14 protein-coding genes are annotated in these 17293 nt (G+C 56.9%); 5 read left to right on the forward strand and 9 right to left on the reverse strand.

Annotation, left to right across the window (positions count from 1 at the left end; genetic code table 11):
* Window positions 1-367 precede the first annotated feature (367 nt).
* Window positions 368-1306: a diguanylate cyclase domain-containing protein gene (locus WH50_RS04315; protein WP_207780176.1), complete on the reverse strand. Its 939-nt coding sequence runs from the start codon at window positions 1304-1306 to the stop codon at window positions 368-370.
* Window positions 1306-5403 (reverse strand): CHASE domain-containing protein, encoded by a 4098-nt coding sequence (locus WH50_RS04320; RefSeq protein WP_110186207.1) that lies wholly within the window; start codon window positions 5401-5403, stop codon window positions 1306-1308. The genes WH50_RS04315 and WH50_RS04320 overlap by 1 nt, the downstream gene beginning before the upstream one ends.
* 821 nt (window positions 5404-6224) lie before the next feature.
* Here WH50_RS04320 and WH50_RS04325 point away from each other — a divergent pair.
* On the forward strand, window positions 6225-6434 hold the full coding sequence (locus tag WH50_RS04325) for a hypothetical protein (protein ID WP_110186208.1): 210 nt from the start codon (window positions 6225-6227) through the stop codon (window positions 6432-6434).
* Window positions 6435-6495: 61 nt separating this feature from the next.
* On the opposite strand, the gene WH50_RS04330 is transcribed toward WH50_RS04325, so the two are convergent.
* Both WH50_RS04330 and WH50_RS04335 read right to left on the reverse strand, forming a co-directional pair.
* Complete coding sequence (locus WH50_RS04330; RefSeq protein WP_110186227.1) at window positions 6496-7071, reverse strand: flavodoxin family protein; 576 nt, start codon at window positions 7069-7071, stop codon at window positions 6496-6498.
* Between the two features lie 297 nt (window positions 7072-7368).
* The gene (locus WH50_RS04335) at window positions 7369-8274 is read right to left on the reverse strand and encodes a DMT family transporter (protein ID WP_110186209.1); all 906 of its coding nucleotides are present in this window, start codon (window positions 8272-8274) and stop codon (window positions 7369-7371) included.
* 203 nt (window positions 8275-8477) lie between these two features.
* Here WH50_RS04335 and WH50_RS04340 point away from each other — a divergent pair, with 203 nt between their 5' ends.
* The gene (locus tag WH50_RS04340; protein ID WP_110186228.1) at window positions 8478-9347 is read left to right on the forward strand and encodes a helix-turn-helix domain-containing protein; all 870 of its coding nucleotides are present in this window, start codon (window positions 8478-8480) and stop codon (window positions 9345-9347) included.
* 230 nt (window positions 9348-9577) lie between these two features.
* On the opposite strand, the gene WH50_RS04345 is transcribed toward WH50_RS04340, so the two are convergent.
* The 3 genes from WH50_RS04345 to WH50_RS04355 form a co-directional block, all read right to left on the reverse strand.
* Window positions 9578-9910, reverse strand: a complete 333-nt coding sequence (locus WH50_RS04345; RefSeq protein WP_110186210.1) for a hypothetical protein — start codon at window positions 9908-9910, stop codon at window positions 9578-9580.
* Between the two features lie 39 nt (window positions 9911-9949).
* Window positions 9950-10828: a hypothetical protein gene (locus tag WH50_RS26565; RefSeq protein ID WP_207780178.1), complete on the reverse strand. Its 879-nt coding sequence runs from the start codon at window positions 10826-10828 to the stop codon at window positions 9950-9952.
* A gap of 212 nt (window positions 10829-11040) precedes the next feature.
* Window positions 11041-12687 (reverse strand): acyl-CoA dehydrogenase family protein, encoded by a 1647-nt coding sequence (locus tag WH50_RS04355; RefSeq protein ID WP_110186211.1) that lies wholly within the window; start codon window positions 12685-12687, stop codon window positions 11041-11043.
* Between the two features lie 476 nt (window positions 12688-13163).
* Here WH50_RS04355 and WH50_RS04360 point away from each other — a divergent pair, with 476 nt between their 5' ends.
* Window positions 13164-13637 carry a DUF2383 domain-containing protein gene (locus WH50_RS04360; protein ID WP_165838301.1) on the forward strand — a complete coding sequence of 158 codons (474 nt, stop codon included), beginning with the start codon at window positions 13164-13166 and terminating at the stop codon, window positions 13635-13637.
* 41 nt (window positions 13638-13678) lie between these two features.
* Here the strand turns inward: WH50_RS04360 and WH50_RS04365 are convergent, their stop codons facing one another.
* Complete coding sequence (locus tag WH50_RS04365; protein WP_110186213.1) at window positions 13679-14065, reverse strand: ribosomal maturation YjgA family protein; 387 nt, start codon at window positions 14063-14065, stop codon at window positions 13679-13681.
* A gap of 487 nt (window positions 14066-14552) precedes the next feature.
* On the opposite strand from WH50_RS04365, the gene WH50_RS04370 reads away from it, so the two are divergent.
* Window positions 14553-16064 carry an acetyl-CoA hydrolase/transferase family protein gene (locus tag WH50_RS04370; RefSeq protein WP_110186214.1) on the forward strand — a complete coding sequence of 504 codons (1512 nt, stop codon included), beginning with the start codon at window positions 14553-14555 and terminating at the stop codon, window positions 16062-16064.
* 93 nt (window positions 16065-16157) lie between these two features.
* Here the strand turns inward: WH50_RS04370 and WH50_RS04375 are convergent, their stop codons facing one another.
* Entirely contained in the window at window positions 16158-16496 is a 339-nt protein-coding gene (locus tag WH50_RS04375) for a ribonuclease E inhibitor RraB (protein WP_104152272.1), read from the reverse strand.
* Window positions 16497-16633: 137 nt separating this feature from the next.
* Here WH50_RS04375 and WH50_RS04380 point away from each other — a divergent pair, with 137 nt between their 5' ends.
* Entirely contained in the window at window positions 16634-17278 is a 645-nt protein-coding gene (locus tag WH50_RS04380; protein ID WP_207780179.1) for an HD domain-containing protein, read from the forward strand.
* Window positions 17279-17293 lie beyond the last annotated feature (15 nt).

Genomic DNA, 17293 nt, shown 5'->3' on the forward strand with positions numbered 1-17293 from the left:
CATCTCTCATTTCCCTTGTCCATTCAGCGTCACTGACAATTCAGGCGCTTGGATACCATTCAATGTGGGAGAACAAGAGCTCGGGAGTGAATCTACGTCACGACATCATGTGCCCAGGGTGCCGTCCACTTCACCGAGCTCTTTGGAGTCGCTGGTAGCTAATCAGAAACTCCAGAAGAGATACAAGGGTGCCGGTGAACGCATGACGCACCGCGGTGGCAGGCAACACAATCGTCTCGCTGATTGAGAGGGCTTCTGGAGTTGTGGAGCTCGGTGCGGTTCGTACCTCACCAGCCCCCTACGCCGTAGTGCTCCCGAGGTAGATACCGGTGAACACAATAAACCTCACGCTGACAACCCGGCATCATCAGAGCATCACGCTGACCAGCTGATCGCGGCCCTGTCGCTTGGCCTTGTACAGGGCCTGATCGGCAGAATTGAGCAGGTGTTCTGCACTCAGTGCTTCGTTGGGCACCAGCGTTGCCGTACCGATACTGACCGTGACGGTATCGCTGATAGCCGAGTCTCGGTGCATGATGCCCAGCTCACGCACTGCATCCAGCATCGCCTCAGCACGGTTGATGGCCCCTTCCTGATCGGTAAAAGGCAGGATGCAGGCGAACTCCTCTCCGCCGATGCGCGCCACCAAATCACTGGGCCGACGCAGTTGCTTTTTCATGGCCTGCGCCACCTGCCGCAGGCAGTTATCACCGGCCGGATGACCGTAGGCATCGTTAAACAGCTTGAAGTAGTCCACGTCGAGAATCAGCAGCGACATGGCGGTGTTCTCGCGCAGGCAGCGGCGCCATGTCAGCGCCAGATCGTCATCAAACTTGCTGCGGTTGGCGACCCCGGTCAGGCCGTCGATCAGCGCAATGGAGCGCAGCAGATCCTGCTGCAGCTTCAGCTCCAGGTGGGTACGTACTCGCGCCTTGACCGTTACTGGATTGATGGGTTTGGTGATGAAATCCACCGCGCCCAGATCAAAACCCAGCGCTTCCTCGGCGGGTTCGCTGTGAGAGATGACAAAGATAATGGGAATATTGCGGGTGGCCGGGTCGGCCTTCAGTACCTTACAGACCTCATGCCCGCTCATACCGGGCATCACCACATCCAGCAGGATCAGGTCAGGTTGCTGCCCACGGCAGATGGAAATGGCCTGCTCACCGCTCATGGCCATCAGCACTTCATAGTCCTGTTTGAAGATTTCATGCAGCACGCGGATGTTCACCTGCTGGTCATCGACAATCAGCAGACGTAACGTACCTACCGAGAATGGCAGCACGTGCAGCAGATGATTAAGCATCACATGACCTCCAGCACGACGCGGATTAGTCGGCTCGCAGCTGCAAAGTCCAGATCGCGCACCCGTTGCAACGCCTCGTTAATCTGAATACGGCACTCCTGTCCGGTTATCTGCCCTAATGGAAAGATGTCGATTTGCTCCAGTGCCCGCATATTGCTGGTATCAAGCAGCTCAAGGAGTGAGCGCAGGTGGATGCGCCACTCTTCCGCTGTCCACTGCTCTTCGTCGTTCCCCTGCTCTTCTTTCCATTGCGCTTCCTGCTGTGTCTGCACCATGTCTTGCGGCGTTACGTAACGCGCTGCCAGTTGCTGAAGCTGCTCCAGCTCCAGCTCCAGCTCATCCTGCAGCTGATCAATCGCTGCCATGCTCAGACTGAAGCCTGCCTCCCTACTCCTGTACTCCTGTTCCAGCTCAGCCATTCTTGACGAAAACAGCATGGCGCCCATGGTGCCGGACGATCCTTTGAGGGTATGCAGCAACGCTTTGATATCGTCCGTCTGCTGCTCAGTCACATAGGTGCGCAACTTCTGCAACAGTTCAGCGGAGTTCTGACGAAAACCGGGCAACAGACTGAGATAGAGATCGCCCATACCACCAAACCGGCTCAGAATCGGGTCATCGGACTCTTCCCCCCCCATCAACCGTGGCTCGACCGGCTTCTCAACCGTCACCGGTTTAGCGGTACGCTCAGCGACAAAAGCAGCAATGGTCGAGACCATCGCCTCGATATCCAGAGGTTTGCCCAGATGTGCATTCATTCCCGCTACCAGACAGGCTTCGCGATCAGCACCTGATGCGTTGGCGGTCATGGCAATAATAGGCAGCCTGGAAAAACGACCGTCTGCCCGTAGCTGTCGAGTTGCTTCCAGACCATCGACATTCGGCATCTGCACATCCATCAGCACAACATCAAGCTGATCAGCATACTCATGCACCGCCTCAATACCCTGCTGTCCATCCATCGCCAGCCTGATCTCCGCCCCTTCGCTCATCAGCAGCTCAGCAGCCACCTGACGATTGAAGGCATTGTCCTCAACAATCAGGATACGCACCCCGGTCAATCTGGGATTACGCACAAAAGCAGAGCGTTGCGGCGTGGCCTTGCCACCACTCACCGCCTGATCAATGCTGCTGACCAGTTGCTGAGGGGTCACCGGCTTGCTCAGATAATCCACAAAGGGACTGTTGGGCAGCGACATCACCGAATTCAGGTGCTCCTGACCATAAGCCGTAATCATCAGAATGGGTGGCTTTTTGTCAGCCCAGGGCAAGGCGTTCAAAGCTTGGCCGACGGCGACACCATCCAGATCGGGGAGGTGCCAGTCGAGCAGCACCGCATCAAAGTCACCGCCCTGCTCCAGCGTCTGGCGTGCCAGCGCCACACCGTCATTACCGCAGGCTGCTTCCGTCACCTGCCAGCCCACACGCCGAAGCATGACGACAAGTACCTGTCGGGAGATGGCGTTATCTTCGATCAGCAGAATCCGCCGCGCCGTGGCGGGCTTGTTCATCGCCAGCGGCGTGCCTGCGGGGACCGCCAGCTCAACGTCAAACCAGAAGCGGCTGCCCTTGCCCAGCTCACTTTCCAGCTGCAGCCTACCGCCCATCATCTGAATCAGGTGACGGGCAATGACCAGACCCAGCCCGGTGCCGCCAAAGCGCCGCGATATCGACGCCTCAGCCTGAGTGAACCCTTCAAAGATGCGCTCCTGCTGTTCAGGGCTGATGCCGATACCGCTGTCCTCCACTTCCACCAGCAAGCGCAGGCTCTGGCTCTCGGTCATCTCGTGGCGTATCCGGATCACCACCTGCCCGTGTTCAGTGAACTTCACCGCATTGCTGGCCAGATTGGTCAGCACCTGCTGCAGGCGCAGGCTGTCGCCTATCATGGTAGCCGGGAAGTAAGGATCGATATCGAACATCAGTTCGACATCGGGCTTATGCATAAGGCCAGTCAGTACCACGGCCAGTTCCTGCAACAGCGTTTCAAGGTCAAAAGGCTGGGGATCAAGCGCCAGCTTACCCGCACCGATCTTGGAGTAATCCAGAATGTCATTGAGCAGCCCCAGCAGGGAGCGACCGGCAATCTGCGCCTTGTTCACATAGTCCTGTTGCTTGGCAGTCATGTCGGTCTGGCGCACCAGCTCCAGCATGCCGAGTACCGCATTCATCGGCGTGCGGATTTCATGGCTCATATTGGCAAGGAAAGAGGATTTGGCCGAGCTGGCCTGATCCGCCTGCTCCTTGGCGTGACGTAACCAGCCTTCCAGCTCCCGTTCGGCAGTGATGTCACGATTGATCCCCGTTACCTTACTAGGCTGTCCGTTGTCATCCCGTTCAATGTAGGCAGCCGCCTGAATATAACGAGTTTCGCCCGAAGGTAGCTGCAGCCTGAAGATAGCGTCGAAATCCCCCTGCCCCTGCAACGCTGACTGCAGTTTGCTTTCGGTTTCCGCCAGATCATCCGGGTGCACGCGCTCGCGCCAATGCTGATAACCCAGACCCTGCTCCTTCAGTGCCAATGGCTGACCATAGAGCTCAAACATCGTGCTATTCCACTCCAGGCGATTGCCTGCCGGGAACCAGCACCAGATACCCAGCCGGGCAATACTGGCCGCCATCAGCAGCTGATCACGAGCGGCCTGCAACTCCGCCGTCCGAACATCCACTTCGTGCTCCAGCCAGGCATTCAGCTCATGGATGCGGCGTTCTGCTTCTTTCTGAGAGGTGATATCGCGAAGAGTTTTTGACGCTCCTACCACCTTGCCGGTGGCATCAGCTATGGGAGCGACCGTGACGGAAACATCCACCAATGAGCCATCCTTACGCTGACGTCGGGTTTCAAAGTTAGGCACAATCCGGCCCTGAGCAATGGTGTTCAGGATTTCCTGTTCTTCCTTACGACGCTCTTTGGGCACAATCAGATCAACCAGCGGGTGACCCACCGCTTCCTGAGCGGCATAGCCAAACATCAGCTCAGCCCCTCTGTTCCAACTCATGACGACACCTTCCAGCGTCTTGCCAATAATGGCATCGGCAGAGTTGGCCACAATGGCCGCCATGCGGGCCTGATCCTCGATGGTCCGCTCACGATTTTTGCGGTTGAGACTGACCACCCCCAGTAACGCAGACAGCAAGGCACTCAGCCCCAGTGATACAGACCCGGCCGACCAGGGTGACGGCAGATGCAGCCCGGCAATAAAGGCAGGCCGCACACTTAACCGCACCTCCCATTGTCGACCAAATACTTCATGCTGTTGATGCCATGCATGAGTATCGTCCACGTCGAGATCGTCTGAAGTGAAGAACCGTTCAGGTTTACCGGGCTCGGTAACATCAATCAGCTCCATGTGCAGATTTTCAGGGTCAATACCCAGCCCACCCAGCACATCGGTCATCAGTAACGGGGCATAGCTCCAGCCCCAGGCTCTGGAAAGGCGCTCCGCCTCAGTGGCGGGAGTAGCAGGATCACGATAGATGGGCATCAGAATAAGAAAGGACTGCAGCGGGCTGCCGGTTGCCTGCACCAGCGTAATCGGCCCGGTCAGTTGCACCTCGCCAGTGACCAGAGCCTTGTCTGCCGCGGCCTTGCGGTTGCGCTCAGAGGCGATGTCAAGACCGATGGCCTCAATGTTGGGTTGCACCGGCTCGATATACTGAATGACATAGCGGGTATCCGCATTAGCTGACAATTCGTGAATACGAAAGTCAGGCCAGCTGTCCTGCCGGGCCTGAGCAGTAAACTCATCCAGCGTGTCAGCAGACACCCGGCGAATCACGCCGAATCCGCGGGCACCGGGAAACTCCCCGGCAAAGTCACGCGTCCCGATATAGCGATGATAAAGCTCACGGTTCAGGCCCGTTTCGCCAGTAGTCAGCACGATGCTGCGCGTGGCACTGAGGCCGTACTCATACAGATGTATCCGCTCCAGTACTTGCTCGACAACGTTCGAGCCTAGCTGATCAACAGCACGCGCCAGACGCTCAGCGTTATTCTCCCGGACCTCAAGCACCAACAATGTGCTGAGCAACAGGCCGATACAAAAGCTCAGACCGACGGCTTTGGTCATCAATCCCCGGGCGTTATGCCATTTCATGGGTTACGGTCACCTTATCCGCACGCGTAGCAACCTTCCCTGCCTCGATCAGCAGCGGACGACTGACCACACGATCCTGTTCAACCAGATACAAGCTTCCAGGCCATACTGCCAGAGCAAACGTCTGGTCTTATGTAACGCTGATGACAACCAGTGTAGAGGTCTCCAACAGGTAAATGTTCTCCCTCACGGCACCAATGGCGCCAATCTGTCCCATTCAAAAACCGGCCTAAACCACAGCTGACGGTGATGTGCAGTCAAATTCACCAAAGGCGCCAGAGTGCATAAAGACTTGCCTCTGTCTCTGCACATTTCGCTACATCAACTCCATCAGATCTGGCGAGTGTGCTGACTGATCAGGAACGCCCTCCTGTCTGAGATGGCTTTGCGCACATAGCGTTAGTCCTATGTTCTGTAGGGCAGCATGAGCACTTTTGTCTATTGTCCGCCACTGGTGCTCCCCCCCTCAGAACCTGTCTTCAGGGCTGACAACAAAATCCTCCTGATCATACGTTGCTGCTACTTCGGTCTATGCAAGGAGCAAATAATCGGCCGCACCGACATGAACTCTTTCCCTGCTGAGCTGGCGGCCCGTTGTCGTGCCAATGACCGTCTGATCATGGCGTCCGGCCGAGCGCACCCTGTCAAAAAGAGAGTCAGACCTTCTGGGTGGAAACCATCAAGTTTGCCCTGTACGACAGCAGCCAAACGCTAACAGCATCAGGATACGCGGCAACACCAGAACCGGGGCATGACAGGCTATGAGGGTATGACAGGCTATGAGGGCCTGTAGGTGATGAGGACTTGCAGGTGATGAGATATTGCTGGAGGCACGTATTCCGGCGGTGGCCGATATTATCGAATCGATGTCATTGGAGCGCCCCTGTCGCCCGGCACTGGGCACCGACATCATCCTCAACCAGATCAGACAGATGAGCGGCAGCAAGCTGGACCCACGAGTGGTGGACGCCTGTATCCGGATAGTGGAACACGGTGAGTTTCAACCGAATCGGATGAGCTTTGTCGAGTAACCCGGCAAAGCTCATCAGGAATCTGCTCTCGATCGGCTGTATGTTCAGCTTACAGTATCTGTCAGCCTACCCAACGCAACGCGGTTTCGCTAACCCGCACACCAAAGGCTCTGGCGGTTTCCAGATCGCCCGGCAGCGGGCCTTCATCCGGTGATGAGTCCGCGGGAGACTGCGCCATCAGGCCGCTGAACGAGCCCATATAGTTCAGGTCATTGCGACTGGCAGCCTTGGTGTTGGATGGCATCATGCCGGTGCCCACCCAGACCATGCCGTGTTGCATGGCCAGTGTGAACATGTAGTGCAGCGTCGACAGCTTATCGCCGTTCATCGAAGCCGAGTTAGTGAAGCCTGCCGCCAGCTTGTTCTTCCACAGGCCACCAAACCAGGGTTTGCTGGAGGCATCAGCAAATTTCTTGAATTGCCATGAAGGGCCGCCCATGTAAGTGGGCGATCCGAGCACAATGGCATCGGCACCCTCCAGCTTCTCCCAGCTGCCTTCAGGCAGATCGCCCTCCGCACTGATCGCGACCAGTTCCGCCTCTATGCCCGCTACCGAGCCGACACCGGCGTACACCGCTTCGGCCTGCTTCTGGGTATGTCCGTAACCGCTGTGATAAATCACCATCACCTTTGCCATCGTCATCTCCTGCAGAGTCAGGCTGTTGAAACCCACTCTGATCACTATTCATCCGATAAATGTGGACGTTGCTTCTGCCCGTGTCAGGTAGACCGACTAGCGCATGCCCACACCCACACTTCAGGCCGTCCGACGATCTGCACCTGCGTTGTCAGTGACTGGCCACAACAAGTGACTGACAACGACAAGTAACTGACAACGACACAGTTCTTGGGGTTGGCAAAGAGACGCTACAAGCATCCTGCTTGCGTGGCTTTCCCGACTGCGGGCAGATCAGGATCTCGCGCTACTCAGCCATCAGGCGGGTTTGCTCGCCACAGCAACCGCCACTCTGGCTCTGGGCTTGTAGAACATCACCGCATTACCGGACAGGATCAGCAGCAGACCGACAATGGCCGAGGAGCTCCAGCTATAGCCTTCAAACAGGGTGGAAATGGTCAGCGCCACCAGCGGGAACATGACAGTGGCGTAGGCCGCCTGCCCGGGGCCAATGCGACCGACCAGCGCGAAGTAGGTGCCGAACGCCACCACTGAACCAAACACCGCCAGATACACCAGCGCCCCCAGATAGCTGAGGCTGGTATCGATGCGGAAAGGTGCTCCGGTAACCATGATCACCACCAGCATGGTGATGGCACCGTAGGTCATGGCGTAAGCGTTGGTCGACAGCAGATCCAGCCCGTTGCGCTGATGGCGGGCGGTAATCATGTTACCGAGCGAGAAGCCATAGGTGCCGAGCAGGCACAGGCCGATACCGAACAGTACATCGGCATTCATCTGTGCCGGGTTCAGATCACGCCAGAACAGGCTGACGACACCGATAATGCCTAGGCTGTTGGCCAGCATCAGCTTGCCGGTGATGCGCTGCCTGAAAAAAATCACCCCGTTGATGGCATTGAACAGGATCGCCATGGAGAACAGCACCGACTCCAGACCGCTGTTGATATAGCGGTTGGCACTGTAAAAGCAGTAGAAGTTGAAGCAGAACACGCACATCCCCTGCAGGATGCAGAACAGATGATCACGGCCACCAATGCGTTTCAGCCGACCGCTCAGACCAAGTACGCAGAGCAGCACCGTCGCCGCCAGCACAAAACGATAGAACACCGATACCGGCGCAGGCACGTCTCCGGTCTGCATGGCAATCGCGATCCAGGTCGTCCCCCAGATCAACACCGTGATGGCATAAAGCAAGGCGTTCATAGTGCAATCCTGATAACAGCGTTTTTGGAGGGCCATTATCGGCTGCCATAACCCGCCGTTACTTGCCGCTGCTTGCGCTGCAATTGCATATTCTTGCGCTTTTTTTGCTGCCCGCCGACCTGCTGTCTTGGCGCTGCCGGGTCGGGCGTTTACCATGGCCTTTCGTACGGTTTCAGAACGCGGAACGACACCGGAGCAGCACCGTGTCCAACACCTATCAGGTTTTCCAGAACCTGCAGCAGCACAAGACACAGTTGATCGACACCACACATCTGGATAACGGTGTCGGCCTCGCCTCATGGACCAACCATGACGATCTGGTCGTGGTCGATGAAGCCAACCATCACACCCTCAGCCTCTATGTGGCCGATGGTTATGAGTCTTACCTGAAAACCCCTCACGGCTGGCGCAATGGCGGCGCGCCTGACCGCATGTGCCTGATGCCCCGGGGCTATGCTTCCACCTGGCATATCCGTGAAGCCCTGTCGTTTGTGCACTTCTACTTCACTGATGCCCATCTGCGCGATATTGCCGAAAAAACCTGGGATAAAAGCCCGGCAGCCTTGAGCGTCGATGAACATATCTTTGCCGATGACCCGCAGATTGCCGCGCTGTATCGCCACTTTCTGCTGGCCAGCCACTGGCACGATCAGGCCGACCGCATGACCCTGAGCAGTGCCGCATCCCTGCTGCTCACCCATATTGTGCGTCACTACACCCAGTTTCAGTGGCAGCCGCTGCACAGCCGTGGCGGCCTGTCGCCCTATCAGCTGTCACGGGTCAAAGCCTATATCGATGCTCACCTTGATCAGCCACTGCAACTGGCAGAGCTGGCCGAACAGACCCATCTCAGCGAGTACCACTTTGCCCGCATGTTCAAGCAGAGTCAGGGCATGGCCCCGCACCAGTACGTCATGCAACAGCGTCTTCTGCGCGCCGAGCAATTACTCCGTCATTCCAGCCTGCCGCTGACCGATATTGCCCAGCAGTGCGGCTTCAGTTCATCCAGCCATTTCACCAACCGCTTCCGTCAGATGAAAGGCGTAGTGCCCTCCAGCCTGCGTAAAACCTGAGTTCCGCGCTTCCGAGCATGGCCGGAACACAAGAAATGCCAGCGTGCAGGGCAGATCAACGAAGCCTTTGCGCGGCTGGAGAAAGGCGATGTGAAATATCGCTTCGTGGTGGATATGGCAACCCTGCAATAACACCAGCGTCAAAAACAGAAACGGGCTGGTGCGTTGGCACCAGCCCGTTTTTGTTTACCCAGCGGCGTTAACCTGTGCACCTTACCCGTGCGTTGCCGTCAGCCACCCTGACCGTGATCGAGTGCACCGTAATACTGGCTGTCCAGCATGGCAAAGGCCAGCACCAGCGCCGCACAGACCAGCACCGCAGCGAGCAGGCGCAGGGCCACGGGTTTGTGCCTGGCGGTCCGCCCCAGCATCAGGCTGTATCCCATCAGCAGCAGGCCAGGTACCGCAAAGTAGTAGTAGAGGCTACGTACTGCGGCGGCGTAATCGCTCACATAGCCATCCGGGCCGCCGGTGAAATAGGCGTACTGGCTGTAGCCAAAGGCCAGCAGCAGAAGCACCAGCAGGCTCAGGGCATAAGACAATGCAGAGGCGATTTTCATCATTGTTACTCCATACCAAAAAGTGTCAGGCAGCGTTATCTGTCAACTGGTGGGCGCGACGACCGTGCGCTCAACCACACCCCGTGTCACCAGCGGCGCATAGCCGAACTGATGCTGCAGCTGCCACCAGGCAGTAATGCCTCTGGCCGCATCGGAAATGTTGTAACTGCTGGAGGCGCCGAACTCGACCAGATCATCGTCGTCCAGCCCGAATACATCATAAAAGACGTACTTGAGCTTCATCTGATAGCGCTGCTCATCGGTCGATACGCGGTAATCCGTGGCGATCACGTAGGCATACTGGAAGCCGTTGATCATCAGCCCCAGCCCGTTACCGAAATCGCCTGTGCCGAGCACCTTGTTGCCGAGATTGACAGCAGGCACCGCCAGATCCGTCAGGGTTTTCATCTGGTTGATGTCCCATCCGGCGCTTTTCAGCGCCTGATGAATGCGCACCTTGCCGGCTGAGCGATGGGCCGAATTGGGGGCCGATACCGCCGCGTCGCAGAAATAGCTGATATTGCTATGCCGCGACAGCGCGGTGTTGAGCGCCGCATCGGCAAAGATACGCACTGAATCCTTCCCGGTGAGGAAGTCTTCCACCAGTCGTCTGGCCATGCCCGACTGATCATTGCTGGCAAACTCATCCAGCAGTTCCCGCACCTGAGGGATCAGATCACTTTCCTTGACGCCCACGGTACGTCCACCGGAAACAGCATTGCCGGGCAGACACATGGACGGGGTTGTTACCGTGCCCTTGAAGCCATAGGTGATGTCCTGACCATAGCGCGGCACATAGCCTGCAGGCAGTTCATAGGTATCGGGGAAGGGATAGGTCGGCTTCAGGTATTTGTCCTGAGCGATGGCAACGACTTTGGGGGCACGCAATAGATTGGGGGATTGAGCGAGGGACGTAGACACGTGTACTTTCCTTTCTTTCCGTTGAAAGACAACGACCAGTCATTGGTCGCTACAGCGTCCTTGTATGCTTGAGCAAAGTAGTTCAGCTGACCGAAACAGCCCGGTATCGTGCAGCCGGACCCTGTTTCGACAGGGCCAAAACTATGGCTGCTCACTTCGTCGATGTCAAACCAGAGACCTGCACAGACGCACAGCAGATCGTGAGCACGCCCCTACACCTTGCCACGCTGAATAATGGCCTGCACGTCCACCCCTTCCGGCAAGGTGCCGTACTGGGTATGGCATTCGCCATTCAGGCGTGACAGCAGATAGCCTTCGGTCACACTCTTGTCGCCATAGCGAAGCAGCAGGCTGGCCTGCCACAAACGCGCCATCTGCTCCACCAGCATCCGCGCCCGGTAGGGCAGATTATCCTGATGCTGCAGCTGTGCATGCAGACGGGTCAGGGCTTCATCATAGTGAGGGTCCATCCCCTCGGTCAGGCGCAGCTCGTCTAGCAATGCCTCCAGCGCTTCCGGCGCTTTCTGCATGGTGCGTAGCACGTCAAGGCACTGCACATTGCCGCTGCCTTCCCAGATGGCGTTAACCGGAGCCTCGCGATACAGACGCGGCATGATGGAATCCTCCATCACGCCACTGCCACCGATACATTCCATAGCTTCCACCGCATGGGCCGCCACCTGCTTGCAGTTCCAGAACTTGCCAATGGCGGTGCCGATACGAAACAGCGCGCGGGCCTCGGCAGCATCACGACTCTGCTCCAGCACCTGTGCCAGTCGCATGGCCAGCAGCATGGCCGCTTCGCTCTCGATCAGCAGGTCGGCCAGCACATTCTGCATCAGCGGCTGTTTGATCAGCAGCGCTCCAAAGGCCATGCGCTGCCCGCAGTGGTGCAGTGCCTGCACGACCGCCTGACGCATCCCGCCTGCAGACGCCGTCGCGCAGTCAAAGCGGGTCAGGGCGACCATCTCCAGAATGGTATTGACCCCTCTGCCCTCTTCGCCCACCAGCCAGCCAAAAGCACCGCGAAACTCCACCTCGCTGGACGCGTTGGAGACATTACCCATCTTGTTTTTCAGACGCTGAATAAAGAGCTGGTTCTTACTGCCGTCCGGGCGCCAGCGCGGCACCAGAAAGCAGGACAACCCCGAGCCGGTTTGCGCCAGCACCAGAAAGCCATCGCACATCGGTGCCGACATAAAGAACTTGTGCCCCACCAGCTCATAGCCGCCGTACACCGGTACCGCATGCGTGGTGTTGGCGCGCACATCGGAGCCGCCCTGCTTTTCCGTCATAGCCATGCCAATGGTGGCGCCCTGCTTACTGGCCAGCGGCAGATCACGCGGATCGTACTGACTCGACAGTATCTTCGGCAGCCAGTGCTGGGCGATAAACGGCTGCTGCCGGAGTACGGGCACTGACGCGAAGGTCATAGTGATCGGGCAGCCATGGCCCGCGTCCACCTGTGCCTGCATATAGATCATCGCGGCGCGCTGAATATGCGCCCCCGCGGTTGCGTGCTTCCACGGCAGTGCATGCAGCTCATGGCTGATCGCCTGCTGCATCAGCGCATGATAGGACGGGTGATACTCCACCTGATCGACCCGGTGGCCAAAGCGGTCATGGCTGTGAAATACCGGCCTGTGCTCATTGGCGAGAAAGCCATGGCTGATCATGGTCGCTGAACCCGACTCGGCGCCGAACAGTTTCAGCTGATGATGATCCGGTCGCGCTGCCAGCGCACTGACCGCCTGCTGCAGCGCATGATCACTGGTGTAAAGGTTGTAGTCAGTCAGATGACTGGCCACGTTGAAGACCTTATGGGTATCAGCGTGGAGGGAGGGCGCCTTGGTATCCATTAATGTGCTCCTGCGACCTGGAACGTGCTCACGCACTTCTCGGCGGTGATCGGACGACATCATTTGTCTCAGATTAGTCTGATGGCGTCGGGATGCCATTTTGCAAAGCACCCCCAGAGGCTTATCGGTGCAGTGTTGAGGTTTATCCGGCCTGATCCAGATCATCGTCTGGCATCGGCACAGGCGTAGTATCTGCCTGAGATTGAGTTCACAAGTTCGAAATAACGACAGAGCCACTCTGGCAACGGACGGGGATGACGCGCGACAGGCAGGTAATCGCTGGGATTAGAAAGTCTCTTCCAGCGCCATCATCGCGCCCCTGTAAAAAGTCTGTTTACAGGGCTACATGTAGACATAGCTGGACGGCAATATCGGGAGGATAAGCCGTGATCTGGTGGCAGGAAGCCAGTGGCAGTCGATAACCATAGTGACAGTCCATGACTCCCGCGCGGGAGATACGTCAGGAGAGACTCATCATGCTAGACAAAACCCTTACTGAGAACGATGCCCAGGCTATTTCACGCTTTGTCGCCGCCTGCGAAGACGGCAAACGGTTCTATACCCATGCGGCCAAGGAAGTGACAGAGCGAGATTTACGCGCTCTTTTTCTCGATCAGGCCACCGTGCGCGAAGAAGTAGAAAACGTGTTGTCCCCGGAATACGAAAAGCGCATGGGTAAACCGCTGAAACACAAGCACACGCTGGAAGGCAAATTGACCGAGTGGTACGCCGATCTGAAAGTCGCCTTTCTCGATCCGGCCAAAAGCAATTACGTGCTGGTTGAACAACTGGAAGAAGCGGAAGAACGCACGCTGGTGGAAATGCAGAAAGCCATTCACGCCGTCAATGATCATCCGCTGAAAAACCAGATGAATGAACTGCTGACCAAGATGATCAAAAGCCAGCAGGATATTCTGCAGTACAAGGAAGCCATGCGCGCCGCGTCGTAATTCAACGGCCGGGCTTCATAGAACTGTGCGGGGCAACGCCATCAGTGGTCCGTTGCCCTGCCGCTTCGCACCAGCAGAATCAACACCCCGCCGAGGGTGTAGGCCAGCAAATCCATCACATCAAAGGTGGAGCCAATGACGATGCGCGCCAGCCGGTAATGCTCCAGCCCCAGCAGTGACACCAGATGAAAGTACTGGCCAGCTTCGATGGCATAAGCAAACAACAGCGCACCAATAACCAGCGTACGATCACGCAAGGCCAGAAAGGTTCTGGCGATATAAAACAGCAATACGATCACCAGCACATCGCCAATAAAAGGCCGAATAAGCTGATCATGGATATAACGGGCAATAGCGACTTCCACCAGAAACCAGAATATCGCCCAAAAGAAGCAATTCCGGTTAAACGTTAACCTGAAAAAATCCATTTAATAACACTCCTGCAAAGTAACGAATTGCCATTCACTGATTAATTACATGCTTTTAAACATGCAGGCTCCAACCTTCGGCCAAAAACCTGAAACGCTGTCCAGCCCCCGACTTTACAAGCTTTCCGGCAGATCAGCCTGGTCATATTCCAGCCAATTGCCGGACGCTATTTCAGTCATCCTCTGACACCTTTACCGAACGCTGAAAAATTAATCGTTCGTATAACCCTATCCCTGACGGCTGAGCCGCCCCCCATCTCGCATCGGGTTGTAGCAATCAAGGAACAATTTGTAGATTGCCGTTTTTTACTACGAAAGAATGAGGCGGCAGCTTATCGCAACTCAATACAATGGCAGCCTTCCACGCTTTCAAATCTATGTGTGTTTTCTGAGCAATCACTATCCACTAAACAACTTTCCACTAAACAACTTTCCACTAAACAACTTTCCAATAAATGGACTGTCTGCTAACGACGGAGTGCCTCTCATGTCAGCGTCTTCTCGCATCCGTAATCCTGAGCTTCTGCAGCGCCTGATGAGCGCCGAAGCGGCTGCAGCTCTGATTCCCAATGGTGCCGTAGTGGGAATGAGTGGATTTACCGGAGCCGGGTATCCCAAGGCTATTCCGACTGCCCTTGCCCATCGTATTCGTGACCTCAATGGGCAGGGCGAAAAGTTCCGCATCAGCATCTGGACCGGTGCTTCCACCGCTCCCGAGCTGGATGGTGTGCTGGCAGAAGTGGACGGCATTGAAATGCGTCTGCCATTCCAGTCCGACCCCATCTGCCGCCAGCGTATCAACGATGGCCGCATGGACTATATCGATATTCACCTGTCTGAGGTATCTCAGTACGCCTGGGCTGGCTTTCTTGGCAAGCTGGATCTGGCCGTGATTGAGGTGGCAGGCATTCTGGAAGATGGTCGTCTGATCCCCTCCTCTGCCGTCGGCAACAACAAGACCTGGATCGAGCAGGCCGACAAAATCATCATCGAAGTGAACGACAAGCAGAATGCCAAGCTCGAAGGCATGCACGACATCTATTACGGCACCGCGCTTCCTCCCAACCGTAAACCGATCATGATCACCAGCCCGGCCGACCGTATCGGCGAGCAGTATCTGCACTGTCCGCTGGACAAGGTTATCGGTGTAGTGGAAACCAGCGCGGCGGATCGCAACAGCCCCTTCACGCCGCCCGATGAGGTGTCCAAGCGTATTGCCGGACACATTCTGGAGTTCTTCGAGCGTGAGATTGCCGCTGGTCGCCTGCCCAAAGAACTGCTGCCGATCCAGTCCGGTGTCGGCAACATTCCCAACGCCGTGCTGGAAGGGCTGGATGCTGGCCCCTACAAAAATCTGACTGCCTTCACCGAGGTGATTCAGGACGGCATGCTGAAGATGCTCAAATCCGGCACCCTCGGCGTGGCCTCGGCAACGGCGTTCTCCCTGAGCCCGGTCGCCATTGAAGAGCTGAACAACAATATCGACTTCTACCGAGAGCGCATCATCCTGCGCCAGCAGGACATCAGCAACCATCCGGAGCTGGCCCGCCGTCTGGGGGTAATTGCCATGAATGGCCTGATCGAGGCAGACATTTACGGCAACGTGAACTCCACCCATATCATGGGCAGCCGGATGATGAACGGCATCGGTGGTTCAGGGGATTTCGCCCGCAATGGCTATCTGTCGATCTTCGTAACGCCCTCGACCGCCAAGAACGGCAGCATTTCAGCCATTGTGCCGATGGTGTCCCATGTCGATCACACCGAGCATGACGTCAAGATCATCGTCACCGAGCAGGGTCTGGCTGATCTGCGTGGTCTGTCACCCCGTCAGCGTGCCCACAAGATCATTCAGAACTGCGCCCACCCGGCGTACCGTGAGCGCTTGATGGATTACTTCGAGCGCGCCTGTGCCAGCGGTCGCGGTATGCATACCCCACACCTGCTGGGCGAAGCACTGAGCTGGCATCAGCGTTATGAGGAAAACGGCCAGATGTAAGGCGCTTGCGCTGTTGCATGACTGCCCATAAACAAAACCGGCTGCATCACTGCAGCCGGTTTTGTTTTTAAACAGCGACCAGAACGACAGGCTTTACTGCTCAAAGCAGCCCCAGCCATCATTACGGCCTCCCAGCGGAGTCGCCACACGCTGCAACTCGGCCTCAAACGCGGTGATGGCGGCATGAGTGGGCAACATATGGGTGACGACGGTGACGTCCCAGGGCAGCTCAGGCACATGGCCACTTTCATTGGCCACCACCTCATACCCTAGCTGGGCAAAGTGATCACCGAAGGCCTGCACCGCTTCGCGTGTGGCAAACACCACAGTGAATTCAAAATCTCTGGGTATGGCGAAGTTATCCCCGCTGTCGCGCATTCTGCGCAATACATCGCCGTTTTCATCATTGGGGAAATCTTCGCTTCTGAACATGGGACTGCCTGTGTACGCCGGAGCATGGGTGTGGGGGCATAGTGTGCCTGAACTCTGTGCAAGCGGCCATGGCTGATCTATGTTTGACAGCTGCAATCAGTCTATTGGCAAGACAGAAAACATCACGTGAGTATGCAATGCACAACACCCTACCGGATTACGGCTTCACCGAAGCCTCACTGGCCGCGCTGCTGCAGCGTATGCACCTCGCTGCGGACAGCACGTCACTCTATGGTCAGCTGCTGCGCTGCTACACAGAGCCTCATCGTCACTATCACAGCCAGCAGCATATTCATGCCTGCCTGAAGCTGCTTGATGCAGTCAGATCACTGGCGAGCAGGCCGGATGAAATAGCGCTGGCGATCTGGTTTCACGATGCCATTTACGACACTCATCAAGCCGATAACGAGGAGCAGAGTGCGTGCTGGGCCGAACGCTTTTTGCGAGAGCATCACGGCAATGACGCAGTGATTCAACGCGTGGCAAGGATGATTCGCGCTACCGCCGGGCATGACGCCGCTGACGATGCCGATACCGCGCTGATGCTGGATATTGATCTGAGTATTCTCGGTGCCAGCGCTGAGGTGTTTGATCAGTATGATCAGGCTATCCGCGGTGAATATGCCTGGGTGGATGAGGCGGCGTACCGCGTTGGGCGAGCGAAGGTATTGCAGCAGTTTCTGCAGCGCCCGGTGATATATCTGACCCCAGCGCTGCGGCAGCGCTTTGAGGTGCAGGCCAGAGTCAACTTGCAGCGAGCGATAGCTGCGCTCGCTGGCTGAGATGCCCCTCTCCCA

The sequence above is a fragment of the Pokkaliibacter plantistimulans genome, assembly GCF_003194385.1.
GTDB classification, from domain to species: Bacteria; Pseudomonadota; Gammaproteobacteria; order Pseudomonadales; family Balneatricaceae; genus Pokkaliibacter; species Pokkaliibacter plantistimulans.

Excerpts from the sequence above, each read along its gene's own strand:
- WH50_RS04315 (WP_207780176.1), bottom strand. The coding sequence starts at position 1,306 with ATGCTTAATCATCTGCTGCACGTGCTGCCATTCTCGGTAGGTACGTTA.
- WH50_RS04320 (WP_110186207.1), bottom strand. The coding sequence starts at position 5,403 with ATGAAATGGCATAACGCCCGGGGATTGATGACCAAAGCCGTCGGTCTG.
- WH50_RS04330 (WP_110186227.1), bottom strand. The coding sequence starts at position 7,071 with ATGGCAAAGGTGATGGTGATTTATCACAGCGGTTACGGACATACCCAG.
- WH50_RS04335 (WP_110186209.1), bottom strand. The coding sequence starts at position 8,274 with ATGAACGCCTTGCTTTATGCCATCACGGTGTTGATCTGGGGGACGACC.
- WH50_RS04345 (WP_110186210.1), bottom strand. The coding sequence starts at position 9,910 with ATGATGAAAATCGCCTCTGCATTGTCTTATGCCCTGAGCCTGCTGGTG.
- WH50_RS04355 (WP_110186211.1), bottom strand. The coding sequence starts at position 12,687 with ATGGATACCAAGGCGCCCTCCCTCCACGCTGATACCCATAAGGTCTTC.
- WH50_RS04360 (WP_165838301.1), top strand. The coding sequence starts at position 13,164 with ATGCTAGACAAAACCCTTACTGAGAACGATGCCCAGGCTATTTCACGC.
- WH50_RS04365 (WP_110186213.1), bottom strand. The coding sequence starts at position 14,065 with ATGGATTTTTTCAGGTTAACGTTTAACCGGAATTGCTTCTTTTGGGCG.
- WH50_RS04370 (WP_110186214.1), top strand. The coding sequence starts at position 14,553 with ATGTCAGCGTCTTCTCGCATCCGTAATCCTGAGCTTCTGCAGCGCCTG.
- WH50_RS04375 (WP_104152272.1), bottom strand. The coding sequence starts at position 16,496 with ATGTTCAGAAGCGAAGATTTCCCCAATGATGAAAACGGCGATGTATTG.
- WH50_RS04380 (WP_207780179.1), top strand. The coding sequence starts at position 16,634 with ATGCACAACACCCTACCGGATTACGGCTTCACCGAAGCCTCACTGGCC.